This is a genomic window from Fuscovulum sp. (assembly GCA_035192965.1).
Taxonomy (GTDB): Bacteria; Pseudomonadota; Alphaproteobacteria; order Rhodobacterales; family Rhodobacteraceae; genus Paragemmobacter.
The window spans coordinates 1,939,240-1,964,927 of the sequence record CP136571.1 but is presented as its reverse complement, the minus strand read 5'-3'; the positions used below and the strand labels follow the sequence as shown (position 1 = coordinate 1,964,927).

Annotated in this window: 28 protein-coding genes; 5 read left to right on the top strand and 23 right to left on the bottom strand. The window is 63.9% G+C overall.

Features of this window, described 5'->3' with window-relative positions:
* Positions 1 to 54: 54 nt before the first annotated feature.
* From RSE12_09665 to RSE12_09650, 4 genes are read right to left on the bottom strand one after another with little or no spacing between them, the layout of a single operon-like run.
* Positions 55 to 360 (bottom strand): urease subunit beta, encoded by a 306-nt coding sequence (locus RSE12_09665; GenBank protein ID WRH64567.1) that lies wholly within the window; start codon positions 358 to 360, stop codon positions 55 to 57.
* Positions 357 to 521: a hypothetical protein gene (locus RSE12_09660; protein ID WRH64566.1), complete on the bottom strand. Its 165-nt coding sequence runs from the start codon at positions 519 to 521 to the stop codon at positions 357 to 359. The genes RSE12_09665 and RSE12_09660 overlap by 4 nt, the downstream gene beginning before the upstream one ends.
* A gap of 10 nt (positions 522 to 531) precedes the next feature.
* Positions 532 to 834 carry an urease subunit gamma gene (locus tag RSE12_09655; protein ID WRH64565.1) on the bottom strand — a complete coding sequence of 101 codons (303 nt, stop codon included), beginning with the start codon at positions 832 to 834 and terminating at the stop codon, positions 532 to 534.
* Positions 831 to 1,664 carry an urease accessory protein UreD gene (locus RSE12_09650; protein ID WRH64564.1) on the bottom strand — a complete coding sequence of 278 codons (834 nt, stop codon included), beginning with the start codon at positions 1,662 to 1,664 and terminating at the stop codon, positions 831 to 833. The genes RSE12_09655 and RSE12_09650 overlap by 4 nt, the downstream gene beginning before the upstream one ends.
* Positions 1,665 to 1,962: 298 nt before the next feature.
* Here RSE12_09650 and RSE12_09645 point away from each other — a divergent pair, with 298 nt between their 5' ends.
* Entirely contained in the window at positions 1,963 to 2,175 is a 213-nt protein-coding gene (locus tag RSE12_09645) for a hypothetical protein (protein WRH64563.1), read from the top strand.
* 32 nt (positions 2,176 to 2,207) lie between these two features.
* Here the strand turns inward: RSE12_09645 and RSE12_09640 are convergent, their stop codons facing one another.
* From RSE12_09640 to ugpC, 11 genes are all read right to left on the bottom strand, one after another.
* A complete protein-coding gene (locus tag RSE12_09640) occupies positions 2,208 to 3,653 on the bottom strand; it encodes a mannitol dehydrogenase family protein (GenBank protein WRH64562.1) in 1,446 nt (481 codons plus the stop codon).
* A 70-nt stretch (positions 3,654 to 3,723) separates the two neighbouring features.
* On the bottom strand, positions 3,724 to 4,494 hold the full coding sequence (locus tag RSE12_09635) for an L-iditol 2-dehydrogenase (protein ID WRH64561.1): 771 nt from the start codon (positions 4,492 to 4,494) through the stop codon (positions 3,724 to 3,726).
* A complete protein-coding gene (locus tag RSE12_09630) occupies positions 4,491 to 5,489 on the bottom strand; it encodes an ABC transporter ATP-binding protein (GenBank protein WRH64560.1) in 999 nt (332 codons plus the stop codon). The genes RSE12_09635 and RSE12_09630 overlap by 4 nt, the downstream gene beginning before the upstream one ends.
* A 7-nt stretch (positions 5,490 to 5,496) precedes the next feature.
* Positions 5,497 to 6,327, bottom strand: a complete 831-nt coding sequence (locus RSE12_09625; GenBank protein ID WRH64559.1) for a carbohydrate ABC transporter permease — start codon at positions 6,325 to 6,327, stop codon at positions 5,497 to 5,499.
* Between the two features lie 8 nt (positions 6,328 to 6,335).
* Positions 6,336 to 7,208: a sugar ABC transporter permease gene (locus RSE12_09620; GenBank protein ID WRH64558.1), complete on the bottom strand. Its 873-nt coding sequence runs from the start codon at positions 7,206 to 7,208 to the stop codon at positions 6,336 to 6,338.
* 136 nt (positions 7,209 to 7,344) lie between these two features.
* Positions 7,345 to 8,655: a sugar ABC transporter substrate-binding protein gene (locus tag RSE12_09615; protein ID WRH64557.1), complete on the bottom strand. Its 1,311-nt coding sequence runs from the start codon at positions 8,653 to 8,655 to the stop codon at positions 7,345 to 7,347.
* 223 nt (positions 8,656 to 8,878) lie between these two features.
* Positions 8,879 to 9,838, bottom strand: a complete 960-nt coding sequence (locus RSE12_09610) for a sugar-binding transcriptional regulator (GenBank protein ID WRH64556.1) — start codon at positions 9,836 to 9,838, stop codon at positions 8,879 to 8,881.
* Position 9,839: 1 nt separating this feature from the next.
* Positions 9,840 to 10,523 carry an HAD family hydrolase gene (locus RSE12_09605; GenBank protein ID WRH64555.1) on the bottom strand — a complete coding sequence of 228 codons (684 nt, stop codon included), beginning with the start codon at positions 10,521 to 10,523 and terminating at the stop codon, positions 9,840 to 9,842.
* Positions 10,524 to 10,928: 405 nt separating this feature from the next.
* Positions 10,929 to 11,852, bottom strand: a complete 924-nt coding sequence (gene rbsK / locus RSE12_09600) for a ribokinase (GenBank protein WRH64554.1) — start codon at positions 11,850 to 11,852, stop codon at positions 10,929 to 10,931.
* Between the two features lie 55 nt (positions 11,853 to 11,907).
* Positions 11,908 to 12,360 (bottom strand): RbsD/FucU family protein, encoded by a 453-nt coding sequence (locus RSE12_09595; GenBank protein ID WRH64553.1) that lies wholly within the window; start codon positions 12,358 to 12,360, stop codon positions 11,908 to 11,910.
* A gap of 89 nt (positions 12,361 to 12,449) precedes the next feature.
* Positions 12,450 to 13,502 (bottom strand): sn-glycerol-3-phosphate ABC transporter ATP-binding protein UgpC, encoded by a 1,053-nt coding sequence (ugpC, locus tag RSE12_09590; GenBank protein WRH64552.1) that lies wholly within the window; start codon positions 13,500 to 13,502, stop codon positions 12,450 to 12,452.
* Positions 13,503 to 13,767: 265 nt separating this feature from the next.
* On the opposite strand from ugpC, the gene RSE12_09585 reads away from it, so the two are divergent.
* The gene (locus RSE12_09585) at positions 13,768 to 15,402 is read left to right on the top strand and encodes an extracellular solute-binding protein (protein WRH64551.1); all 1,635 of its coding nucleotides are present in this window, start codon (positions 13,768 to 13,770) and stop codon (positions 15,400 to 15,402) included.
* 97 nt (positions 15,403 to 15,499) lie between these two features.
* Here the strand turns inward: RSE12_09585 and RSE12_09580 are convergent, their stop codons facing one another.
* The 4 genes from RSE12_09580 to pufB form a co-directional block, all read right to left on the bottom strand.
* Positions 15,500 to 16,129 carry a hypothetical protein gene (locus tag RSE12_09580; GenBank protein WRH64550.1) on the bottom strand — a complete coding sequence of 210 codons (630 nt, stop codon included), beginning with the start codon at positions 16,127 to 16,129 and terminating at the stop codon, positions 15,500 to 15,502.
* A 41-nt stretch (positions 16,130 to 16,170) separates the two neighbouring features.
* Positions 16,171 to 17,649 carry a PucC family protein gene (locus RSE12_09575; protein WRH64549.1) on the bottom strand — a complete coding sequence of 493 codons (1,479 nt, stop codon included), beginning with the start codon at positions 17,647 to 17,649 and terminating at the stop codon, positions 16,171 to 16,173.
* 143 nt (positions 17,650 to 17,792) lie between these two features.
* On the bottom strand, positions 17,793 to 18,104 hold the full coding sequence (locus RSE12_09570; protein WRH64548.1) for a light-harvesting protein: 312 nt from the start codon (positions 18,102 to 18,104) through the stop codon (positions 17,793 to 17,795).
* 10 nt (positions 18,105 to 18,114) lie between these two features.
* Entirely contained in the window at positions 18,115 to 18,270 is a 156-nt protein-coding gene (gene pufB / locus RSE12_09565; GenBank protein ID WRH64547.1) for a light-harvesting antenna LH1, beta subunit, read from the bottom strand.
* 442 nt (positions 18,271 to 18,712) lie between these two features.
* Between pufB and RSE12_09560 the strand changes: the two genes are divergently transcribed.
* From RSE12_09560 to RSE12_09550, 3 genes are all read left to right on the top strand, one after another.
* Complete coding sequence (locus RSE12_09560; GenBank protein WRH64546.1) at positions 18,713 to 19,816, top strand: sugar ABC transporter permease; 1,104 nt, start codon at positions 18,713 to 18,715, stop codon at positions 19,814 to 19,816.
* Positions 19,813 to 20,736, top strand: a complete 924-nt coding sequence (locus tag RSE12_09555) for a carbohydrate ABC transporter permease (GenBank protein WRH64545.1) — start codon at positions 19,813 to 19,815, stop codon at positions 20,734 to 20,736. Before RSE12_09560 ends, RSE12_09555 begins: the two co-directional genes overlap by 4 nt.
* Before the next feature lie 90 nt (positions 20,737 to 20,826).
* Entirely contained in the window at positions 20,827 to 21,285 is a 459-nt protein-coding gene (locus RSE12_09550; GenBank protein ID WRH64544.1) for an RbsD/FucU domain-containing protein, read from the top strand.
* Between the two features lie 2 nt (positions 21,286 to 21,287).
* On the opposite strand, the gene RSE12_09545 is transcribed toward RSE12_09550, so the two are convergent.
* The 4 genes from RSE12_09545 to RSE12_09530 form a co-directional block, all read right to left on the bottom strand.
* Positions 21,288 to 22,022 carry a creatininase family protein gene (locus tag RSE12_09545; protein ID WRH64543.1) on the bottom strand — a complete coding sequence of 245 codons (735 nt, stop codon included), beginning with the start codon at positions 22,020 to 22,022 and terminating at the stop codon, positions 21,288 to 21,290.
* Positions 22,022 to 23,527 (bottom strand): FGGY-family carbohydrate kinase, encoded by a 1,506-nt coding sequence (locus RSE12_09540; protein WRH64542.1) that lies wholly within the window; start codon positions 23,525 to 23,527, stop codon positions 22,022 to 22,024. Before RSE12_09540 ends, RSE12_09545 begins: the two co-directional genes overlap by 1 nt.
* A 7-nt stretch (positions 23,528 to 23,534) precedes the next feature.
* Positions 23,535 to 24,617, bottom strand: a complete 1,083-nt coding sequence (locus RSE12_09535) for a M42 family metallopeptidase (protein WRH64541.1) — start codon at positions 24,615 to 24,617, stop codon at positions 23,535 to 23,537.
* A 181-nt stretch (positions 24,618 to 24,798) separates the two neighbouring features.
* A complete protein-coding gene (locus RSE12_09530) occupies positions 24,799 to 25,611 on the bottom strand; it encodes a BtpA/SgcQ family protein (GenBank protein WRH64540.1) in 813 nt (270 codons plus the stop codon).
* Between the last annotated feature and the right edge of the window lie 77 nt (positions 25,612 to 25,688).

Here is a 25,688-nt window from a genome sequence, read left to right as displayed (position 1 = left end):
TATCCGGCACAGGGGTTCAGCCTTTCATCCGGCTTGCCCCTGCGTCAAGCGCGGTCAAAGCGGCCCCATCACCTTGCCGTTGAAACCATAGACGGTGCGCCCGCCGCTGAGCGGAACAAGACCCACTTCGCGGCTTTGCCCCGGTTCAAACCGCACGGCGGTGCCCGCGGGAATATCCAGCCGCATCCCACGCGCGGCGGCGCGGTCAAAGGACAGGCCGGGATTGGTTTCGGCGAAATGGTAATGGCTTCCCACCTGAACCGGGCGGTCGCCGGTATTGGCGACCATCAGGGTGATCTGGGCCGCTTCGGCGTTGAGGATGATCTCACCCTCTGCCGGGAAGATTTCACCGGGGATCATTTCCGCCCCCGCAGCCAGGCAAGGGCAAAGCCGCCTGCCGCCGCCGCAACAACCGCGATGATCCAGCCATACTGGATGCCGTGCGGGTGGGGATGAAAGCCGTCATGCGCCAAGGCGGGCAAGGCGAGGGTCGTCAGAACGGGGGCCAACATGCGAACCATGGGATACCTTTCAGCGGATGGGGTGGTGAACGGTGACAAGCTTGGTGCCGTCGGGGAAGGTCGCCTCAACCTGCACGGAATGGATCATCTCGGGGATGCCATCCATGCATTGCTCGCGCGTGATGACATGGGCGCCCGCCTCCATCAGATCGGCAACGGAACGGCCGTCGCGAGCGCCTTCCACCACGAAATCGGTGATCAAGGCGATGGCTTCGGGGTGGTTCAGCTTTACGCCGCGCGCCAGCCTGCCGCGCGCCACCATGGCGGCGAGGCTGACCAGCAGCTTGTCCTTTTCACGCGGGGTCAGGTTCATGCCGTCTTCTCCTGAAACTGCCAGACGCGCGGCAGCACCGCCCCGCGCCGCAAAACCGATAGTGCGCGCACGATCTGGCGGCGCAGGGGCCAGCCGTCCTGTGCCACGGCGCGCAGCGTCAACCGCCCGTCAAATGCCGAGGCGGCAGCAACGACCCCTGGCTCATCCAGCACGCGGCGCAGCGGGCCGATCGCATCCTCCAGCCCCGGCGCGACCATCACAAGGCTGGCAAAGGCCCGCGCGCCGCCCAGCACCGCTTGCCCGGCGTCCAGCGCCGCATCGGTCAAGGCCAGTGGTTCAATGTGGATCGGGCGGTCACCGTCCCAGATTTCGCGGCGGTCGCGGAACCTTAAACTGGCCACGTGCTCCCCCATGGCGGCCCGGCCCAGCACCACGGTTTCCAGTGCGAGGCAACCCGCACCAGGGGCAAGGTCGATGCGGGTGCGACGGTCCAGCGCGGCAGCGTCGAAAAGGATGGTTTCCTGTGGCAGCCAGTCCAGCCAGCCGCCTGCCCCGACCCGCAGGTCAACCTCTACCCGCGCTACACCGGTACCCGCGCGATAGGCGCGCTCGGCGGTCTGGGTGGTGGCGGTGGCGCAAAGGGCGCCGTCCAGCGTGACGGCATAGGACAGCCTGTCGCCGCCCGTGAGCCCGCCGGAGGTGTTTAGGAAAACGATCTCGGGGACAGCCCCGACCCGTGGCAGGATCGCCTTGGCCGATCCGATCTGGCGCAGGTTGACCAACCGCGCGCGCGCGCCATCAAGGCGCAGACAAACGGAAGCCTCGCCACGGCTGCGCTGATGAATGTGAAGGGGGGTTTGGTCTGTCATGCGCGCTCCTCGCCCTATCCAATGGGCGCGGCTGGCGCGGCTTCAACGCGGCTTTGTCGTGCCGCGTGGCGGCCCGTGGCGAAGCGCCTAGTGATGCACAAGATTTGTGCGGTTCGCCCAAGGAACCGCCGACCCAAGAAACGTCCGCCTATTCATCCGGTCATTGGATATTTGTGGATCACGGGGCAAACGCGGGGGATAAATCCGCCGCGCTGGCATCTGGGTTATCGCAGCGACCCGGCATTCACATACATTAACGAGATTGCAAAGACATTGTTCTGAAATCGGAGACAGTTGGATGACGGCCCGCTTGAGCATGAAGGAATTTCCCAAGACTGCGATGAACCGCAAGGCGAGCGAGGTTTATGAGGCTGCCGCCACCAAGCCGGTCAGCCTGTCAGAACATGGAAAATCCCGCTTTGTGATCATGTCGCGCCGGTTCTTTGACGAACATTTCGACACGAGCGTATCGTTAGCCGATCAAGCGGCTGCAAAGGCAGATCGCCTTTAGATCGCTGCCCACGATCAGGGCGGGGCCTGTTGTCAGCCCCGCAGATAATCGGCCAGCACAGCCCGCGCGCCGCGCGCGCCCAGATCGGATAGGAACCCGGCAAAGCAGGCGATGACCTGCGGGTCGCGGCCCAGCGCGCCGTAGATATCTTCCATCGCCAGCCATGCCGCTGGATCGGTGGCTGCGCTACGGGCCGTGGCTTGCAGCCTGTCCCAGTTGGGATCGTTGGGTTCGATCACCCGGCCCTGATCCGAAATGCCCATGCAATAACGGCACCACAGCGCGCTTTCCAGGATCAGCCCGCGCGGCAGATGCCCCCGCGCCAGATTATCGGCGATCGAGGGGATGATGAACTTTGGCTGGCGGTTTGATCCATCCAGACAGAGGCGGCGTTCGGTATCGGCCACTTCCGGGTTGGAGAACCGGGCGCGGATCAGGTCGAAATAGGCGTTCAGATCGGTGCCGGGAACGGGGGGAACGATGGGGATGATTTCTTCGCGTTCGACCTTGTTCAGAAAGCCCGCGATCAGGGGTTCGGCCATCGCCTCATGCACATATTCGATATCCATCAGCCCGCCGGGATAGGCAATGATGGCGTGGCCGCCGTTCAGGATGCGGATCTTCATCGCCTCATAGGCGTGGACATGGGGGGTGAAGGTGACGCCCACCTTTTCCAGCGGCGGGCGTCCGGCGGGGAAGTGATCCTCCAGCACCCATTGGCGAAAAGGTTCGCAGGTGACGGGGACAGGATCATCAGCCAGACCGAAAGACGCTGCCATCGCGCGTTCGCGCGGGCCGGTGGCGGGGGTGATGCGGTCCACCATGCCGTTGGGAAAGGCGACGTTGGCGGCAATCCAATCGGCCAGCGCCAGATCGGACAGTTGCGCAAGGCCGATGACGGCGGCACGGGTCACTTCGCCATTTCCGGGAAGGTTGTCGCAGGACATCACGGTGAAGGGCACCACGCCTGCCGCGCGCCGGGACCGCAGCGCCGCCACGATGGCCCCGAAGGCGGTGGCGGGGCGGTCGGGGGTGCGGGCGTCTGCCACGATATCGGCATGGCTCGGGTCAAAGCGGCCGGTGGCAGGATCGACATAATACCCCCCCTCGGTCACCGTAAGGGACACGATGCGGATTTCCGGCCGCGACATGGCGGCGATCAGGGGGGCGTTGTCGGGCGAAACGGGCAGGAAATCCACCATCGCGCCGATGCGGCGGGCGGTCTTTCCAGCGGGGTCAAGTTCGATGACCGATGACAGGCAATCCTGCGCCATCAAGGCGTCGCGCATCCGGGCATCCGGTGCCCGCACCCCGGCCCCAATGATGGCCCAATCCATCCCCTCGCCCAGCGCGAACAGGTCATCCAGATAGACGGCCATATGCGCCCGGTGAAAATTGCCAAGGCCGATATGCACGATGCCGGGGGTCAGGCGGCTGCGGTCATAGGCGGGAAGGCTGGCACGGGGATGGTGGGTCATCTTTGGCCTCAAAGGGAGAGAGGGAACACAGTATCGGCACGGTCGCAGAATGGGTCAGGGGGCCATGATGTCAGGCCATCCAATTGCCGCCATCGACGCCAAAGCATTGGGCGACGATGTAGCGGGCCTCGGGCGTGGCGAGAAAGATCGCCATACCCGTCAGATCGGCGGCGGTGCCCATGCGACCAAAGGGGACCGCCGCCCCGACTTCGCGCTTTTTCTGGCCCGGAGCCTTGCCTTCGTATTTGGCGAAGAAGGCATCGACACCATCCCAGTGTTCGCCATCCACCACTCCCGGCGCGATGGCATTGACGTTGATGCCGTGCTGGATGAGGTTGAGCCCAGCGGATTGCGTCAGGCTGATCACAGCGGCCTTGGTGGCGCAGTAGACGGCGACAAGCCCCTCGCCCCGGCGACCCGCTTGCGAGGCCATGTTGATGATCGTGCCCCCCTGCCCCCGTGCGATCATGTGGCGGGCGGCGGCTTGCAGGCAGAACAGGGTGCCCGCGACATTGACGGCAAAGAGCTTGTCATAATCGGCGCGGGTGATTTCGGCGATGGGGGCGGCGGTGAAGAGGGCCGCGTTGTTGATCAGGATATCCAGATGGCCCATCTGCGCCACCGCCGCATCAAAGCCCGCATCGATGCTGTCTTGCCGTGTCACATCCATCTGCACGGCCATCGCCTGCGGGCCAAGGCTGGCTGCGGCCTTGGCAACCGCATCAGCATTGATATCGGCCAGTGCCACCCGCGCGCCTTCGGCGATGTAGGCGCGGGCGAATTCCAGCCCGATGCCCCGCGCGGCCCCTGTGACAAGGGCGGTTTTTCCCTGCAACCTCATGCCAGTGCCTTTCCGTCAGCGCCGAAGCGGTGGATCTTTCCTGCCTGCGGGGACAGGGCGATGCGGTCGCCGTGGCGCAGCGCGACCTCGCCGCTGGCGCGGACGGTGATGGTTTCGCCACTGTCCAACACCACCTTGAGGAAGGTGTCCGATCCCAGATGTTCGGTCAGGCCCACGACCCCGCGCCATGGCCCGCCATCGCCGATATCGAGATGTTCGGGGCGGACGCCGATGGTCGTGGCGCCGTGCTTTTCGGCCTCGGCCCCCGCGATCAGGTTCATCTTGGGGCTGCCGATGAAACCTGCGACGAACAGGTTTGCGGGGCGGTGGTACAACTCCAGCGGGGAGCCCACTTGTTCAATATTGCCCGCGTTCAGGACGACGATCTTGTCGGCCATTGTCATGGCCTCTACCTGGTCATGGGTGACATAGATCATCGTGGTCTTCAGCGTCTGGTGCAGTTCCGTGATTTCCTGCCGCATGGTCACGCGAAGCGCGGCATCAAGGTTTGACAGCGGTTCATCAAACAGAAAGGCCGCCGGTTCGCGCACGATGGCACGTCCGATGGCGACGCGCTGGCGCTGGCCGCCGGACAATTGGCCCGGGCGGCGATCAAGATAGTTGGTCAGGTTCAGGATGCGCGCGGCGTTCTGAACCTTTTTCTCCTGCTCATCCTCTGACAATCCCGCCATTTTCAGCGGGAAGGCGATGTTCTTTCGCACGGTCATGTGGGGGTAAAGCGCATAGCTTTGGAACACCATGGCCAGTCCGCGCTTGGCGGGTGGAAGATAGGTGGCATCCGTGCCGTCAATGTCGATCTGGCCCGAGGTTACATCTTCCAACCCAGCGATCAGGCGGAGCAGAGTGGATTTGCCACAGCCCGAGGGGCCGACGAAGACCACGAATTCCCCATCCTCGATGGTGAGGTTGATATCGGGGATGACCGCGACCTCGCCAAAGGATTTGTTGACGTGTTTGAGTGTTATCTTGCCCATGGGGTCCTCACTTCACCGCGCCGAAGGTCAGGCCCCGGACGAGTTGTTTCTGGCTGAACCAGCCAAGGATCAGGATCGGCGCGATGGCCATGGTGCTGGCGGCGCTGAGTTTTGCGTAGAACAGGCCTTGGGGTGCCGAAAAGCTGGCGATGAAGGCCGACAGGGGGGCCGCTTTGGTGGTGGTCAGGACAATGGTCCAGAACGCCTCATTCCAGGCAAGGATCACGTTCAGCAGCAGGGTCGAGGCAATGCCGGGCAACGCGATGGGCGTCAGGACATAAAGGATTTCCTTCATCAGCCCTGCCCCGTCCATCCGGGCGGCTTCAAGGATTTCGCCGGGGATTTCCTTGAAATAGGTGTAGAGCATCCAAACGATGATCGGCAGATTCATCAGCATCAGCGCAAGGACAAGGCCGATGCGGGTGTCGATCAGGCCCAACTGCAAAAACAGCAGATAAAGCGGGATCATCACGGCGACGGCGGGCATCATCTTGGTAGACAACATCCACATCAGCAGATCCTTGGTCCGCCGACCGGGGACAAATGCCATGGCCCAGGCTGCAGGGATGGCAATGGCAAGGCCAAGAAGCGTGGAGCCGAGCGAGATCACCACCGAATTCCAGAAAAAGCGCGGGTAATCAGACCGCGACCAGACCTCGACGTAATTCTCCATCGTCCAATCCGCGCCGAGCAATTCGGGCGGGGAGGCGACGGCCGAGGCTTCGGTTTTGAAGCTGGTCAGGATCATCCACAACACGGGGAAGAAGATGATCAGCGCAACCGACCATGCGGCGATGGTGGTGAGCGTCTTGCGGCGGGGGGAAACGGCGCGGGCCATGGGATACCTCAGGCGTCGAGATGGCGGCCAATGCCGCGCATCAGGAAATAAGCGACGATATTGGCAAGGATCACGGCGATGATCCCCCCGGCGGCGGCGCGGCCTATGTCTTTGGCGGCAATGGCTTGCTTGAAGATCATGTAGGGCAGCGTGGTGGAGGCCGATCCAGGACCGCCCTGCGTTGTGGTGAAAATCTCGCCGAAGATGCCCAGAAGGAAGATGGTCTGGATCAGGATCACCACGGTGATCGCGCGGGTCATGTGCGGCAGGATGATGAAGCGCAGGCGATTGAGGGCCGAGGCACCGTCCATCTCGGCCGCTTCCAACTGTTCGGAGGACAGCGATTGCAGGGATGTCAGCAGGATCAGCGCGGCGAAGGGCAGCCATTCCCAGGACACGATCCCGATGACAGACAGAAGCGGGTATTCCTCAAGGAACAGAATGGGTTGGGTGCCAAAGCCCCGCGCGACGGCGGCGAACAGGCCGTTTTGCGGGTGCATGAACAGGTTTTCCCAGATGGAGGCGGCGACCGGCGGCATCACGAAGAAGGGCGCGATCACAAGGATGCGCAGCATCCCCTGCCCCTTCACCGGCTGGTCGATCAGCAGCGCAATCAGGATACCCAGCACCACCGTGATGATCAGCACGCCCCCCACCAGCGCCAGTGTGTTCCACAGGGCCAGCCAGAAATCGGGGGAGTTGAAGAACCAAAGATAGTTGGTGAAACCGACCCAACCCGTCCGGTCGGGTGACAGCAGGCGATAGAGACGGAACGAATAATATAACGTCATGGCCAGCGGAACGGCCATCCAGATGAACAAAAGCACCACCGACGGGGCCACCATCACACGTGCGGCAAGACGGCTGGACTGTGTGGACATGGGGGATCGCCTTCGGATCGGGGCCGGGATGCGGCGCGACAGTTCGGAAGAAGGAAGGAAAGGCCGCCTGCGCAGAAAGGTTGCGCAGGCAGGCCGATTGCAGGGCCGGTGGGAGGCCGGCCCCGCAAGGGTGTGGTTACTGGATGTAGCCTGCGGCCTTCATCTCGTCGGCGACGGCGGTCTGGGCCTCGGCCAGCGCTTCATCCGCGGTTTTCTGCCCGGCCAATGCCGCCGAGAAGATTTCGCCCACGGTCGTACCCAGCCCCTGGAATTCCGGGATGGCCACGAATTGCACGCCGACATAGGGCACCGGCTTCACAGTCGGGGCGTTCGGATCGGCCGAGTTGATGCTGTCCAGCGTCATCTTGGCGAACGGCACCTTCTGGTATTCCGGGTTTTCATAGAGCGAGGTCCGCGTTCCCGGAGGCACGTTTGCCCAGCCTTCCTTGGAGGCGACGAGTTCCAGATATTCCTTGCTGGTCGCCCAGTTCACGAAGGTCTTCGCTGCATCCTGTGCGTCCGAAGACGACGGAATTGCCAGCGACCAAGCCCAGAGCCAGTTGCCGCGCTTGCCCAGGCCATTGTCGGGGGCGAGTGCAAAACCGACCTTGTCGGCAACGGTGCTGTCCTTGCCGGTCACGAAGGAGGCCGCAACCGTGGCGTCGATCCACATGCCGCACTTGCCCTGATTGAACAGCGTCAGGTTTTCGTTGAAGCCGTTGTTCGAGGCACCCGGAGGGCCGTACTGGTTCATCAGGTTCAGGTAGAAATCGAGCGTCGCCTTCCATTCCGGCTGGTCGAACTGGGGGTTCCAGTTTTCATCGAACCAGCGCGCGCCGAAGGAGTTGGACATGGCGGTCAGGAAGGCCATGTTTTCGCCCCAGCCGGCCTTGCCGCGCAGGCAGACGCCGTTGATTTCGGCATCACGGTTGGTCATCGCGGCGGCGGCCTTTTCGATATCGGCCCAGGTCGGCGCGTCAGGCATGGTGAGGCCTGCGGCTTCCATCAGGTCCTTGCGATACATGACCATCGAGGATTCGCCGTAGAAGGGCGCGGCGAAAAGGTTGCCGTCAACGGTCAGACCGCCGCGGATGGCGGGGAGCAGGTCGTCCACGTCATATTCGGCAGGTAGGTCGTTGAGCGAAACAAGCCAGCCCTGCTTGCCCCAGATCGGAACCTCATAGGTGCCGATGGTGAGCACGTCATACTGACCGCCGCCGGTGGCGATGTCGGTGGTGACGTTCTGGCGCAGGACGTTTTCTTCCAGCGTCACCCATTCGACCTTGATGTCGGGATGCTTGGCATAGAAGTCGTCCATCAGACCCTGCATGCGGATCATGTCGCCATTGTTCACGGTGGCCACGGTGATGGTGGTTTCGGCCATCGCAGCCCCGGTCAGGGCAAGCGCAGCCGTCGCGCCAAGAAGCGCGCGCAGCGAGATGTTCATTGGTATCCTCCCATAGAAGCGACTGAGCATTTTATCGCTTAGTGAGCAATTACCCATAAATTGACCTGATCCGTCAAGCCTGATGTTGCGCAGTTATTCGCCGCATGAGCAAAAACTCTGCTCAAACATTCATCTTTCGGTAAACAAAGGAGAACCGCCGCCCGTCGATCCGCCCCGTGGGTTTGGGGGCGGGAAAACCCGGCCCCGATGCTGCGCCGCGGCATTAACCGAGGGCGAGAATCGCGCGCGCGGATGATTCGTCGGTGACGATTCCATTCAGGATCCCGGCCTTCAGCGCGGCATGAATGGCGGGCAGTTTCGATGGCCCTGCCGCCACGCCGATGGCCGGGCGGGCGAGGCGCGGCTCCACCCGGACGCCGCCGTGGCGGGTGGTTTCGGGCTTTTCCAGAAAGCGGCCTTCGGCATCGAAGACCCAACCCGCCACCTCGCCCACCGCGCCGCGCTTTTGCAGGGCGGCCAGTTCGGCGCGGGTGATGAACCCGTCGGCCAGCAGGGGGGCGTCATCGCCCATCTGGCCCACGCCCACGAAGATGACATCCGCGCGTTCGGCCAGTTCGCGCACCCGGCGCACCGGGCCCAGCGATTTGAAGGCAGCGAATTCCTCGACCGTGGCGGAAATCACCGGCATGGCCATCGGATAATGCGGGGCGCGGACCTTGTCGGCGATGCGCATGATGACATCGAAGAATGAGGCCGAGCCGTCGGGGGCGATGTTGCCGATCATCGACACGAGGCGGTGCTGGGGGGCATCCATCGTGGTCATCGCATCCACCATGCCGCGCAGCGCGCGACCGGTACCAAGGGCGATCACCAGCGGATCGGGCATGGCGAGGAAGCGTTCAAGCTCTTGCGCGGCGGCGGGGGCGATGGCGCGGATGGGGTCTGCCCCTGCCCCCAATCCCGGCGCGACGCGACAGCGGGTTAGGGAGAAACGGTCAGTAAGTGCTTGTTCCAGTTCAAGACAAGCGGCGATGGGGTGTTCGATGCGGACATGGACCAAGCCCTCCGTCATGGCGCGGCTGACAAGTCGTTGGGCGCGTTGGCGGCTGACGCCGAGTTCGCGGGCGATCTGATCCTGCGTCATGCCTGCCACGTAATAGAGCCACCCTGCCCGCGCGGCATCGTCGCTTTGGCTCGGTTCGGGATCGGGCGGGAGGGACATGTCAGGTTACGCTTTCGGACAGGAACAGGGCAGGATGGGCAGCGCGCAGGGCTGGAAAATCGTGATAGGTTGCCTCTGGAATGGCATCGTCAGGCGGGGTCAGGTCAAGCCCTTTCAGATGGCTGCCCCCAGCAAAGCGCCAGACGCGCATGCCTGCGGCAAGGCCCGCGCGGACACCGTTCAGGCTGTCTTCGATCACCACGCAGGCGGCAGGATCGACGCCCATCCTTGCGGCGGCGTGAAGGAAGAGATCGGGCGCGGGCTTGCCGCGCGCCACCTCGGATGCGGTGAAGCAACGATCTGAAAACACGGAGGAAAGCCCGGTGATCTGAAGCGAGCGGCGCATCCGTTCCGGGCTGGAGGAGGTGGCCAGGCAATAGGGCAGACGCAGGGCAGTGATGAGAGATTGCACCCCCGGCATCACCTGAAGATCGCGTTCAAAGGCGGCCAGAAGGCGGGCGCGATAATCGGCTTCGAACCGGTCGGGCAGTTGCACGCCCCAGCGATCGCGCACCTCTTGCAGCACAACTGGGTAGGACCGGCCAAGGAAATGGCGGCTGACGAAGGCCATGTCCATGTCGACGCCATAGCCACTGAGTTCATGGATGAGCTGGCGGGCGCTGATCACCTCGGAATCGATCAGCACGCCATCGCAATCGAAGATGATGAGTTGAGGGTCGGTCATGGGGGGCGAGAGTGCGGTGGCGGGGGATGGCTGTCAACTGGGGGGCGGAGTTGGTTAGATCGGGGCGTAAGTCATTGCGGGCGCTTGCTTAATCTTCGAAGGGAGGTGCTTTTGGCGATGCAGCGCCCGGTGCAGATGGCGGTGCAGACGGCTGTGCATACGCACGGTGGGGTATGGGCGCGTTAACCATGCGGGTGAGCGGTGAGTCGCAAAGGCCGCAAGGCCAAGGCGACGGGGCGGCAGGCCAGGATGGGCTGTCGGGGGGCGGGTCTTGGGGGAGGCGGAATTTGACGCAAATTCCGCGACGGTTTTTGCACGCAAAAACCGGGGATATAGGGGGGAACGCGGCGGGACGCCGCGCGGAATTTGCGTCAAATTCCGGCGCGGTTTTTGCGTCAAAAACCGCTACCGCTGCGCGGCGAGAAGGGCATCGATCTCGGCCCGGGCGGGCATGGCGGGGGCGGTGCCGGGGCGGGTGACAGAGATGCCTGCGGTGGCGCAGCCAAAACGGACGGCCTCGGTCATCGAGCGGCCCTCGGTCAGGGCGACGGCGAAGCCGCCGTTAAAGGCATCCCCTGCCCCGGTGGTATCCACCACCTTGCCCGCGCTGATCACCGGGACATGCACCGATTGCGTCCGGTCGCGGTAAAGCGCGCCGCGTTCGCCCAGCGTGATGATGCAGGCCCCGACCCCGCGCGCGAGCAGCGCATCAGCGGCGACCTCGGCCTCGGCCAGGGTGGTGACGGGCAGGCCCGTCAGGCTTTCGGTTTCAGATTCGTTGGGGGTGATGAAATCGCACAGCGCGAGAAGGTCATCGTCCAAGGGTGCCGCGGGTGCGGGGTTGAGGATGGTTTTCACCCCGGCAGCACGGGCGATTTGCAGCGCGCGGCGGGCGGCGGGGATCGGCTGTTCCAGTTGGGTGATGAAAACCTTGGCGCCTTCGATCAGGGCGCGGTTGGACTCGACATCCGAGACGTCGATCCGGCCTGCGGCCCCGGCGGCGACGATGATCGCGTTATTGCCGGTGGCGTTTTCAAGGAAGATGTAGGCCGCACCCGTGTAGCTTTCGGCGTCTTCGGTCACATGGGGATGGACGCCCGCCTTGGCCCAAGTGGCGCGTGCGATATCGGCAAAGGCATCCTTGCCCAGACGGGTGATGATGCTGGTCTTGCCCCCGGCCATCGCAGCGGCGACGGATTGGTTGGACCCCTTCCCCCCCGGCCCCAAGGCGAAAGAGGTGCCGAGGATGGTTTCGCCCATCTTCGGCTGGCGGTCGGCGCGATAGGCGGTGTCGGCGACGAAAATGCCGAGGATGACGATATCGGACATGGGATGAACCTTTGGATCAGGCGTCGGGATCAGGCGTCAGACTCTGGCCGCAGGATCAGGCATCCGGCGGGATGACGCCCTTGCGGAACATGAAGCAGCCGTAGAAGCGACGCTCGCCCGTCTGGATGACGGCATAGGATTGGCGGGCCATGTCGTAGAAGGCGAAGCGTTCGATGGAGGTCATCGGACGCGGGCGGCCCTCGGCGCGGTCAATCTCGGCCTGGACTTCCTGCTGCACGGGCGGGATTTCGGAGGGGTTGCCCACGACCTCCATCCGGCCGGCGAAATCATCGACGAAGGTGTCGAGCGGCAGGACCGACAGGATGGCGTTCACCGCTTCGGCGCAGGTGAGGTTTTCCATTCGGAGAAGCTCGCCGGTCACCGTGTCGCGGGCGACCGAGTCCGACGGGAAATTGGTGTCGGCCACGATCAGCACGTCGCCGTGACCCATGGCGCGCAAGACGCGCAGCACATCGGCGTTCAGCCGGTTGTCGATCCCTTTGAGCATCAGATCCTCCCTTGCGGGCTGCGCCCGCGATCCTTTGGGCCAAGCTGCCGTGCCGAAGCGGCAGGGTCAAGCGGTGGTCAGAAGCGCGATCAGAAACGGGCGCCGCTGGCTTTGTCGAAGATGTGCACCTCGGATGCTTCCAGCGGGGCCAGCGTGATGGCATCGCCGGGGCGGTGGGTCACGCGGTCGCGGAAGACGGCGACGAGTTCGCGGCCCGCGATGCGGATGACGACATGGGTTTCCGACCCCGTGGGTTCCACCACGGCGATGGTGCCGGAAATGCCGTTAGGCGTGACAGCCAGATTTTCGGGGCGGACACCATAGATCACTTCGCGCCCGTCGGAGACTTTCATCCCCGGCGGCAGGGGCAGCGTTGCGCCCCCGGCCAGAACGGCACCTTTCTGAACCACGCCGTCGATCATGTTCATCGAGGGCGAGCCGATGAAGGAGGCGACAAAGATGTTGGCGGGGCGGTCGTAAAGTTCCAGCGGGGCGCCGATCTGTTCGATGCGGCCGCCCTGCATGACGACGATCTTGTCGGCCATGGTCATGGCTTCGATCTGGTCATGCGTCACGTAGACGGTGGTGGTCTTCAGGCGCTGATGCAGTTCGCGGATTTCGGTCCGCATCTGGACGCGAAGTTTGGCGTCGAGGTTCGACAGCGGTTCATCAAAGAGAAACACCTGCGGGTCGCGCACGATGGCGCGGCCCATGGCGACGCGCTGGCGCTGCCCGCCCGACAGGGCGCGTGGGTAGCGGTCAAGATAGGGGGTGAGACCGAGGACTTCAGCGGCGCGGTTGACACGGCTGTCAATCTCGGCCTTGTCCATGCCGCGCATTTTCAGGGCAAAGCCCATGTTGGCGGCCACGGTCTTGTGGGGGTAGAGCGCGTAGTTCTGAAACACCATCGCGATGTCGCGTTCCGAGGGCGGCAGGTTGTTCACCCGCCGCTCGCCGATGCGGATATCGCCGGAGGTCACTTCTTCCAGCCCTGCGATCATGCGCAGGAGCGTGGACTTGCCGCAGCCCGAGGGACCGACCAGCACGACGAATTCGCCATCGGCGATGTCGATATCCAGACCGTGGACGACCTGAAGCCCGCCATAGTTCTTTTTCAGCGCGCGGATCGTGACTTCGGCCATGCCACCCCTCCCAAGGATTTCCCTTTTGGTAGCGGGTGAGACCGGGGCTGTCCACGCACTAATCATACTAACATGTTAGAATCTTGACAGGTGGCCTCCCCCGCGCCAAGGTTCCCGTTAGGGAGTGCTGCTGCATGGGGTTGGGAGGCCCCTTCTGCGCGGGTGAGGGTCGTGTCGCACGGCCTTGGGCATTCCAGACGCCACAGGACATCATAAGGGCCGGGGTCTGCGGGGCCACCGGTCCCATCTCAGGGAGGAGACCCAAGTGAAAGTTGGAACGTACGAAGTGATGCAGGCGCGGATGAGCCGCCGCCGCATGTTGCAGGGTGCAACCGCGCTGGGCGCGATGACGGCGGTGACGGGCGGGATGGGCTTTCGCCCGGCCATGGCGCAAGAGGGCAATGTCCGCGCCGAGATCCTGAAGATCCCCGGCGTGGGGATGGGCAGCCCGACCGATGCTGATTGGCAGAAGGTGGGCGAGCTGTGCCTCGGCGCAACCAAGGCCAATGTGGCCGAGGGCGAGTTTGCGGGCGTGGAGCTGACGTTCCTGGGCCTGAACAACCAGAACCTGCACAATTTCCTGTTCCGTGGCTTCCTGAAGCCGTGGGAGGCCTATACCGGGGCCAAGATCAACTGGATCGACCTTGCGCAGGCCGATTACAACTCGCGTCTGCAGCAATCCATCGCGACGGGGACGGTCGATTTCGACATCATCGAAATGGGCGCACCGTTCGAGGGCGACACGGCCGGCCGTGGCCTGCTGGACGAGATGCCCGATTGGGTGAAGACGCAGATCGAGGCGGATGACCTTGTGGGTTACCTTCAGGCACCCGTCGGCACCTGGGATGGCAAGACTTATCGCATCACCATTGATGGCGACTGCCACACCTTTGCCTATCGGACCGACTATTTCGGCGAAGGCGCCATTGGCGGCGCGAGCGTGCCGACGACCTGGCAGCAGGTCAACGAAGTGTCGAAGGCGCTGGTCGGGCAGACCGATCCGCTGACCGGGCAATCGGCGCATGGCTATCTGGACCCGCTGAAGGGCTGGGGCGGGTTCGGCTTCTACTTCATCGAGAACCGCGCTGCGGCCTATGTGAAGCATCCCGACGATCCGGCATGGCTGTTCGACCCCGACACGATGAAGCCGCGCGTCAACAATCCGGGCTGGGTGCAGGCCATCCAGGACGTGATGGATCTGATCGCGGTCGAGGGTGCCTACCCTGCCGACCAGATCAACGCCGATCCGGGCACCACCGGGTTCAGCCAGTTCCTCGCTGGCACGGGTTCGATGCTGATGTGGTGGGGTGATATCGGGTCTTCGGCCCGCACCTCGGACACGTCGGTTGTCGGCGATGTGGTGGGCTTTGGCATCAACCCCGGATCGTCGCGCCGCTACAACTCGGCGGCCGGTGCCTGGGAAGAAACCGCCAACGAGGCGCCTGTCATGGCCTATATCGGCTGGGGCATCTATGTGACCAGCCGCGTGTCGGGCGATGAGAAGAAGCGCAAGGCAGCCTGGTCGGCGGCGGCCCATCTGGGCGGCAAGGACCTGTCGCTGTGGACGGCGGCCTATCCTTCGGGCTTCCAGCCCTATCGTAACTCGCACTTCCAGTACGAAGAGTGGGAAGCGGCAGGCTATGACCGGGCCTATATCGAGGATTACCTCGGGTCGAACCTCGACAGCTACAACCACCCGAACGCCGCCATCGAGCCGCGTATTCCCGGCATCTTCCAGTACTACTCGGTCGCCGAGGATGAACTGGCCAAGGGCTTTGCCGGACAATACGCAAGCGCGCAGGAAACGGCAGACGCGATTGCAGCCGCCTGGGAGAAGATCACCGACCAGATCGGCCGCGACAGCCAGATCGCGCTGTACAAGGCGTCGCTGGGGATGTGAGGCAAGGGCGGCGCGCGACGGTGTTGCGCGCCGCACCCCCACGAAAAGCAAAAGGCGCGCGGGTGGCCGCGCGCCTTTTGGTTTGGGGAAGCGGAGCTCAGATCTTGGTGAAGAGGTCGCGTGAGGGCCAGTCGCGGATGATTGTGGGCAGGCCGAAGAGGGATGAGAGCTGCCAGTCGCCGCGGATTGCCGAGGTCCGTTCCTTGGGGGCCGAGAGCAGTTTGCCGGGCCAGAACTTTGTCGACATATAGGCCCCGCCCCGGATGGCCGAGGTGCGGGGTTTGCTGGGCAGGACCGGGTTGGAGCCGAACACATGGCCGTGGCCGGTCGCGCGGTAGGGGTTGGACATGAAGAAGACCTTGCCCTGCAGGATCTTGCCCGAGGTTTCGACCTTCGGATCCTCGCGCAGGTAGACATCTTCCTTGGCCAGTCCGACCGAAATCCCCGGATAGCGGTTGACCACCATGATCGCGTGGCGCGCCGTGCCGATCGGGGCGAAGGGCGCGGTGACCACGAGAAGGGAGCAGCCCTCGGCGATGGAGGGTGCATAGGCCATGGCCGAAGCCGCCGGCACACGGGCCGCGCGCATCCGGTCTGTGGCCGGGAGGGGGCCGTCGCGCGTGATGACGTCAATGGTGGCGGGTCTGTGCCCGCTGTTGACAAGTGCCGTGACGACAGCCTGCGCCGCGGTCACGTCCGCGTAAAGTCTGGTGATGATCGTTGTCATGTCCTACCCTTTTGCTGAACGGCCCTTGGGCGTTTTTTACGTCATGGTCTGGTTTCGGCAACGCTGTCCTGTCGGGTTGCGATGCCTGTCGGAGGGGAAGTAGCAGTGCTTTGCCGCGTGTCGATATCTTGCCGCCGCAGAGGCCATGCCACGATGAGGGCCAGAAGCAGCAGCCCCGCCTCCAACCCGAAAACGGGCAGATAGGGGGCCGCGGCGGCGGGCCCGGCAAGGGCGGTTGCGCCTTGCCCGGCATCGGGGGAAAGAAGCAGGATGTCGCGGATCACGCCGCCCGTGGCGACAGCGATGCCCGCCGCCGTGGTCTGGAGCGCGCCCCATGCGCCGAGGGACAGGCCGATATGTTCGCGCGGGGCGGCGCGCATCGTGGCGGTCAGGGTGCCATGGCCGAACAGGCCCGCGCCAAAGCCAGCGCTGAGCGTGGCGGCGATCAGCAGCGGCACGGTGAGGAAGGCCGCCGAGATCATGAGGATCAGGAAGGCCGGCACGCCGATCAGGGTGCCGAGGCAGGCCACCGTCATCGGCTGCCATCCATCGCGGCCCAGCAGGCGCGAGGCGAGCGCGAAGCCCACAAGGCTGCCGCAGGCCAGAACCACCGTGAGCCGGGTGGTTTGCGCCACGGTCATCGCAAGCACCTGCGCGCCGAAGGGTTCGAGCAGAACATCGGCCATGCCAAACCCGGCCGTGCCCAGCGCTATGACCGCCAGAAGGCGCAGCATGCCGGGCTGTGCCGACAGGTGCCGCAGGGCGGTTGTGAAGGCGATCTCAACCCGGGGGGCAAGGGCGCGGCTGCGGTTGCGCGCCTCTTGTTTCCACATCGCAAGGCCGTTGAGGAAGATGGTGACGACGGCGGTGCCCTGGATCACCTGGATCAGGCGTCCGGGGGTGTACGTCGTCAGGAGCGCGCCATAGACGAGAGCGCTGAGGATCATGCCGAGAAGGAGCATGACATACATCAGGCCCACGACCTTTGGCTGATCTTCGGGCGGGACCAGATCGGTGGCGAGGGCAAGGCCGACGGTCTGCACGATGTGCATTCCGGCCCCCACCAGCAGGAAGGACAACGCCGCCGCCGACAGGCCGATCCAACGGGGGGCATCGACCGCCTCGCCATAGCCGGACAGCACCAAGAGGGCGAAGGGCATGATGGCGAAGCCGCCGAATTGGTACATCGTGCCTTTGAAGATCCAAGGCAGGCGGCGCAGGCCGAGGGCCGATTTGAACGTATCCGATTTGAAGCCGATCAGGGCGCGGAAGGGTGCAAAGACCAAAGGCAGGGCCAGCATGAGCGCCACCAGCGTGGCCGGAACATGAAGTTCAACGATCATGACGCGGTTCAGCGTGCCCACCATCAGCACGAGCGCCATCCCGACCGTCATCTGAAAGAGCGACAGGCGCAAAAGGCGCGACAGCGGCACCTCGGCCGAGGCGGCATCGGCAAAGGGCAGGTATTGCGGCGCGATGGCCGCAAGGCGCCCGAGTGCGAAACGTCTGTAGTCGAACATCGTCGACACACCCATATTCTGATCCGGCCACCTTCTACAGGCCGGTTGCGGGGGCAGGATGAGGCCCACCTGCCGGAGGACAGGGGGCCTCATGCCCGATCATTCGCAGCGCGCAAGTCACGCCCGACCTGCACGCGCTTAGGCTATTCGAGCGCTGCCATCGTTTCGGATGTCTGCAACACGGCGCGGGCCGTGGTGCCATCCGGCATGGTGATCAGCACCTCTTGCGCTCCGCCGGGGATATAGGCCGCTTTCGCGACCCCATCTTCCGGCAGCACGAGCGCGGCGGCAGCCGTGCCCGTTCCAAGGGATTTGCCCGAGAGGAAATCCGCCACCCATGACGTGTTGCTGAGCACGGCGACATGGACGGCGAAAGACCCGACGGCAACGGCCGAAAGGAACAGCGGAACCCCAACGGTCGGCTTGACGACAAGCCACATCTTTGCGTTGTTCATGCTTTTCCCCTCAGCCGAGCCAGGGCGTGGTGACGGCGACAAGAATATGCGCGAGAAGGGCGATGACCCCGAACACGCGCGTGCCGTCGATGAGGTAACTGTGGACTTCTTCGGCTTCTCTCAAGGTCAGACCAGTCGGCCATACCTTGTCAGGATCGTTGGACATTTCTGCTCCTCCGTGCCCTCGTCGTCGTGGGTACTTGGGTGAGTTGACGACATTCCGCTCACCTTTCCGTGCTTCCAGTGGAAAAAACTTCCAACAGACATTGGGTCCCGTGAGGAATTTGTCATCTTTTGTTGACATTTTCAACTGTAACAAAAAGTTTACACCTGGATAGTGAAAGTCCGGGCGGCGGCCACAGGCACCGCCAAATAACAAATTCAAATGTTTAATATTTTTGCCATCCGGCGCTGAATGGGCCGGTCGGGCCGACTGGCGGGGTTCGGAAATCGAGCGTGCAGTTTTCGGTGAGAATTGCGCGCCCGGGCCTTTCGGGTTGACCCATTTCCCCGCTGATTCCAGCGCAGATTCGCGCCCTGGAATCTCGTCCTGTGCTGGGCGGGGAAAGGTACTTTCCAGACGGGTTGCGGCAAGCTAACATGCTAGCATGAGCAATGGTGATCTTCTTCATGTCGTCACGAACGACAACATCTCGGACCGGCGCAAGCTGTTCGGGCGCGCGCTGATCTGGGGTACGGCGGGGCTTACGCTTGTCGTCGCCATGTTGCAGGTGATGCAGGTCACGGGGCGGGGCGATTTCGGCTTTACCAACTGGCGACCGACGCTTTACGCCTTTTGTACCTGGGCGGTGGCCCTGTGCTGGGGGCAGGTGCTGATCCGGGGCGAGCATGGCAAGCGGACGCTGTTCGTGCTGCCGGCGGCGATCTTCGTGGCGGCGCTGACGATCTTTCCGCTGCTGTTCGGCCTGATCATCGCGTTTTCGGACTGGAACCTGTCCAGCCCCACGGGGCGGCAGTTCAACGGGCTGGATAACCTGCGGCAGATGTGGACCGACCCGTTCTATTGGAACGCGCTATGGAACATGGTGCTGTATTCGCTGGCGATCCTTGTGGAATATGCCATCGCCTTTGGCCTTGCGCTGTTGCTGAACGCGCAGATCCGGGCGCGGAAGTTCTTTCGTGTGGCGTTCCTGCTGCCGCTGATGCTGTCGCCTGTGGCCGTATCCTGGATGATCGGCAAGTCGATGCTGGAGGCGCGCTATGGCCCGCTGTCGCGGCTGGCGAAGTTCTTTGGGGTAGAGAACCCGTCCTTCTTTGGCTCGCCTGAAATTGCGCGGGCGACGATCATGGTGATGGATGCCTGGACCTATATCCCCTTCATGATGATCATGATTCTGGCGGGCTTGCAGGCGATCCCGAAGGAGTTGAACGAGGCGGCCAAGGTGGATGGCGCGAACGGGTGGCGCAATTTCTGGGAAGTGACTTTCCCCCTGATGCTGCCCGTGTCGATCACCGCGATCCTGATCCGGATCATCTTCAAGCTGAAGCTGGCCGATATCGTGATCAACGTCACCTCGGGTGGTCCCGGGGGCGCGACCGATACGGTCACGAGTTTCATCTTCCGTGAGTATCGAGAGCGGTCGAATGTGGGCTATGGCACGCTGTTGGCCTTTGTCTATCTGGTGATCATCGTCATCGCGATGACCTTGCTCATGAAACTCGCTGATCGCTGGACGAGGCCCCGGACATGACCGCATCTACCCAGATTTTCCGGGATTCCGAGGCGGATCGCCGCCACCGCGCGAAGTGGTGGACAAGCCGGATCGCGATTTACGGCGTGTTGATCCTGTGGACCATCATCTGCCTGTTCCCGATCTATTGGACCATCACCACCAGCTTCAAGATGGCGCCCAATGTGATGAAGGGGAACATGATCCCTTGGGTGGATTATCAGCCCGCATGGCTGGGCTGGCGGTCGCTGGGCCTGTCGCCGGATACGATCGGCGAGGAAAGCACCGTGCGGTCTGAATTCATGAAGCGGTTCATGAATTCGGCGATCATTTCGGTGACGTCTTCAGCGCTGGCGGTGGCTTTGGGCAGTCTGGCGGCCTATGGCCTGTCGCGGTTCAGCTATCGCTTTGGCTATATGAAGAACTCGGACATCAGCTTTTTCTTCCTGTCGCAGCTGATCCTGCCGCCGGTGGTTTTGGCCCTGCCCTTTCTGGTGCTGTACCGGGAATTGGCGCTCTTGGACACGCGGGTGGGGTTGATCCTGCTCTATACGCTGTCGGTGCTGCCCATCGTGATCTGGATCATGCGCGATCAGTTCGGATCGATCCCGACGGAGCTGGAGGAGGCGGCGCTGGTGGACGGGCTGTCGATCTGGGGCGCGTTTGCGACGATCATCCTGCCCATCGCCCTGCCGGGAATGGTGGCGGCGTTTATCCTGTCGCTGGTTCTGACATGGAACGAGTATTTCTTTGCGGCGCTGCTGACATCCACCTATGCCAATACGCTGCCGGTGATGGTGGCAAGCCAGACGGGTTCGCAGGGGATATCGTGGTGGTCCATGGCGGCGCTGTCCTTTGCGGCGATCCTGCCTTTGATCGTGATCGGGGTGGTGTTGGAGAAGTACATCATCAAGGGGATGGCTGCGGGGGCGGTGAAGTGAGCGCCTGCGGGGCAACGATTTTTCTGCGAAAAATCAGCCCCGCTTGGCCTGAATTTTCGCAGAAAATTTGTTGGCCATAGGGGGGCGGCGATGCTGAAGGGGATCGATCCGCGCCTGTCGGCGGAGATCGTGCAGGTGCTGATGCTCATGGGGCACGGTGATGATCTGGTGATCTGCGATGTGAACCATCCTGCGGCGACCATTGCGGCGGAAACCACCTATGGGCGGCTGATCGACATGGCGGGATGCGACATTCCCACGGCGGCGCGGGCGATCCTGTCGCTGATGCCGCTGGATACGTTTGTGCCCGCCCCGGTGGCGCGGATGCAGGTGGTGGGGGATGCTGGCGCGCAGATGCCAGTCTTTGGCCGGATGCAGGCGGTGATAGACGCCGCCGAGGGGCGGGCGGTTCAGATGCAGGCCTTGGAGCGGTTCGCCTTCTACGAGGCCGCCAAGCGGGCCTTTGCCATCATCCGCACGGCCGATAGCGGGCCTTACGGGTGTTTCATCTTGAAAAAGGGTGTGGTGAACCTGCCGGAACTGGTCTGATCCTAGGCCAGCCCGAGCACCCGGCGCAGATGGGTGAGGGCGAGTTGGACGCCCGCCTCTCCCTTTTCCACGGTGGCGCGGGGCGCGGTTTCGGTCCACCAGGGGGCGCCCTCCGCCACCCGGTTCATATCCACCGTATCGGGGGCGAGGGCCAGCATGAGCGAGGTTTCGCCCTCGCCTGCATGATCGAAGGGAAAGACCTCGTTCTTTGGGAACAAGGGATGCAGGCGGATCCAGTTGAAGGGATCGGTGCCCGCGTCATGGCTGGCATAGTAATCCTGCATGTCGCGGCTGCCCCACCAGCCGGGGCCGCGTTCGGCTTCAAGATACCGGAAGATCGCGTTGCGCGCGGCAAGGCGGAAGGCGAGGTCAGTGGGCATGCCTTGGGCGATATTCTCCGACTGGTGGTGAATGATGGCGTGCAGGTTGCGAAAGCCCGCGCGCAGGAGGGAGGTGCACAGCGCCTCGAACAGTGGGACGAGGGCGGAGGCGTCGATATGCAGCGTGGTGCCGTGTTCCGGGCCCGCCACGGCATGGCTGGCCGCGCCATAGGCGAAGGGGGGCAGCGTGACGATCTGATCCCCCAGCCGGTTCAGGATTTCCGTCACCACCAGCAGGTCCACCCCGGCGGGGAGGTGGCCGCCGTGATGTTCCATCACCCCCAAGGGCAGCACAACGGGGGTGTTCGCGGCGATGGCCGCCTGCACCTGCTGCGGGCGCATGCGATCATAGCGCATCAGGCGGACCCTGCCTCTTGGCCCAGTTCATGGGCAATATCGCGGGTCTGCGTGTAGAGGCGTTTGAACAACGGGTATTGGCGCGCATAGGCGGGAACAGCCTCGGCCCGCACGGTGCGGGCGACGGGGTTCCATTCGACGATTTCATCCGGCATCGCCTTGCCCACCGCAGTGGCGGCCAGGAAGGCATCGCCATAGCTGGCCCCCACCGTTTTCTCGCACACGATCTGGCCTGCGCCGGAAATATCGGATGTGGCCTGCAGCCAGACGGCATTCTTGGTGCCACCGCCCACGGCGAGGATGCGGTGGGGAAAGGCATCCAGCTCGCGATAGGTGTCAAGCACATGGGCGGTGCCGCTGGCGATGCCTTCCAGCACGGCACGAAACAGGTCACCACGCGTATGGGTCAGGTCGAGGCCGAAGAACGCGCCCTTGGCCTGCGCATCATGGATCGGCGTGCGTTCACCGCTGAAATACGGCAGGCAGAGCAGGCCCTTGGCGCCCTTGGGCGAGGCCGCCGCCTCGGCCGCCAGGTCGCCGAAGCTTGCGTCGCGGGCGAACTGGTCACGGAACCAATGGGTCAGCGTGCCGGATGTGGCCAGCCCCGCCATGGAGGCATGCATACCGGGCCAGAGCCAGGGCGCGTACCACAGGCGCGGGTCGCGGACGGGGTCGGACGTGACCTGAATGATGAAGATGGTGGAGCCATACATCATCATCATCTCGCCCGGGCGCTGCACACCGACGGACACGGCCTCGGCGGCGGCGTCGATGGTGCCGCAGGTGACGGGGGTTCCCTCTGCCAGCCCCGTCTCGGCGGCGGCGGCGGCGGTGACATGGCCGGCGATGTCGGTGGACCACAGCAGTTTGGGCAGCTTGTCCAGGGCCAGGATGTCGGGGGCAAGCGCGTCGGTCCAGGCCAGTGCGTTGACATCATAGAGGGGCGAGAAATTGGCCGCGGTGTAATGGTCGATCACATAGGCGCCGGTCAGTTTCCAGGTGATGTAGCTGGTGGAGTTCAGCACCTTGGCCGTGCGGGCATAAAGATCGGGGTGGTTGTTTTTCAGCCAGAGGATCTTTGGCCCCACCGATTGCGAGGTCAGCGCATTGCCGCAGGTGGCCATGATGCGATCTGCGCCGATGCGGGCGGTTAGATCGTCGATCTCAACCGCCGCGCGGGTGTCGACGCCGTAAAGGACGCCGTTCATCAGGGGTTTGCCATCCGCATCGACGGGCTGCATGCAGGGGCCGATGGCCGAGGCGGCGATGGCGGCAATGGCCTTGGGATCGATGCCCGACTCCGCCAGCAGGGCGCGGGTGATATGGACGAAATCGCCCCACCAATCCTCATCCGCGCGGTGTTCGGCCCAGCCGGGGCGCGGGACCAGCATCTTGTGCGGGCGGCTGGCCTGCGCCACGATCCGCCCTGCCCCATCGACCAGAACGCCCTTGGATTCAAAGGTGCCGATGTCAATGCCCAGCGTGTAATGCGGTGTTTGGGTCATGGCGGCCCTAGCGGATCAGGTTGAAGCCGGGGGTGATGCGGGCCAGCGCGGCCTGCAAAAGGGTAACCATCTGCGCCACATCGGCGGGATCGACCACCTCCAGCGCGGAATGGGTGTAACGCATGGGAAAACCCACATCGAGGCAGGCGACACCCTCTTCGCCCATGAACTGGATATAGGACAGATCAGTCAGTGCGCCGGTATGGGCGGAGCGTTGCAGCGGCAGGCCTTCTGCCTCGGCCACCTCTTCCATCAGCGTCACCAGCGCGGGATGCGGGATGACCCCGTTCAGCGTGCCGCGCCCGTGGAAGGAATACAGGCTGATGCCGGGGCCACCACCCAGCGTCACCTCGCCGCGCGCGGTCATGTCGGGTGTGTCGCAGGCCAGAAGCAGGTCGATCTGAAAGGCGATGTCGGGTTTGGCGGCAGTGGCGGCGGGCAGGACGCCGCGCAGATTGTATTCCTCCTGTACCGACCAGACGAGGTGGACGGTGGGGCCAGTCGTGCGATCCTTCAGCCGCGCGGCAAGATCGATCAGCGCGGCGCATCCGGCGCGGTCATCGGCGCTGGTCCCGGCCATACGGCCATTGGCAAGATCCATCACATGCGGGCGATAAACCACCGGGTCGCCAATGCGCAGACCCGCGGCATGGGCCTGTTCCTTGGAGGTGAAGCCCGCGTCGACGTAAAGCTCGGCATAGGGGACGACGCGGTACTTCTCCTCGGGCGTGGTGGCATGGTGGCTCTTGTTGGCGATCAGCGCGGGGATATCGCCCTTGCGGGTGCAGATCAGCACCGCCTGCGCGGCCAGCGCGCGTTCCGGTACGCCGCCCAACCGTTCCAGCCGGATCAGGCCGTTGGGTTCGATCTTGCGCAGGATGAAACCCAGCTGGTCCATATGGGTAAAGACCAGAACCGAGGGCGCGGCGGGGTCGCCTTCCAGCGTGGCCGACAGATTGCCAAGGCGGTCGGTGCGATTGGGAATTCCAAGCCGGTCCAGATCGGCGGCAATGCGGGCGCGGATGCGGTCTTCATGGCCCGCAAGGCCCGGGATCAGCATGTAGTCGCGGATCAGATCACGCAGGTTCATGTCCAACTTCCCTTGCACTGCCCTGTCCCATTCTTCTCTGCCCAAATATCCACAGGGGGTGAATTGGCACGCCGCAGGCGGGACAAGAGGGGGCGCGTGCGCCCCCTGAACGCAGAGCCGGAGCGCGCAGGCGCGGAGGCGACGAAAGAGGCTTGCGCGTCAGCGCTCCGGTTGGCTGGCATCAATAGCCCCTCGCGGCGCGGGCCTTGTCCATGAAATCCTTGGCGCGGTCGGGGTCGACGGCGGCCCAGGTGTCGCCGCCCAGCTTGAGCGCGGAGCCGACGATGCAGCCATCGGCCACGCGCAGCACATCGGCGATGGTGGCATGTTTCACGCCGGTATTGGCAAGGACGGGGGTTTTCGGCAGCACGCGCTTGACCGCCTCCAGATCGCGCATCTCCGCCGCCTCGCCGGTGATGGCGCCCGAGACGAGGACCGCGTCAGGGATGGAGGAAAACACCGCCGAGCGGGCACGGTCCGGCAATGAGCGGGGATCGAGGCTGCCCGCAAATTCCGCCGAGACGTTGTAGAGGAGTGCGCAGCCTGTATTGCCAAGGCGGTGCTGATAGCGCTGTGCCGCGCCTGCGTCGGGGGCCCAGATGCCCATGTCGCTGGCATAGGTGCCCGTGAAAATCTCACGCAGGAAGGCCGCGCCCGTGGCGGCGGCAAGCGCGATGGAGGCCATGGGATCCCATAGCACGTTCACGCCGAAGGGCAGGGTGATGCGGTCGCGCAGGCGGCCGATGACATAGGCCATGGTGGCAGTGGAGGCGGTATCGACCTTCAGCTCATAGGGGCGGTCGTTTTCATTGCCGAACATCACGGCGTCAACGCCTGCGGCCTGCAGCGCGGCAAGGTCTTTTGCGGCGCCCGCGATTATGCCCTCTACCCCGCCGGCCGCATCATGCAGCGGCGTGCCGGGCAGCGCGCCCAGATGGACCATGGCGATGACGGGCTTCTTCCCCGCACCGAAGACCTTTTCGAACCGTGACATGCTGTTTTCCCAGACGGGCCTCCCAAGATGGGGGAAGGCTAGACGGAAAGGGATTGGACCGGAAGGGGGAACATACT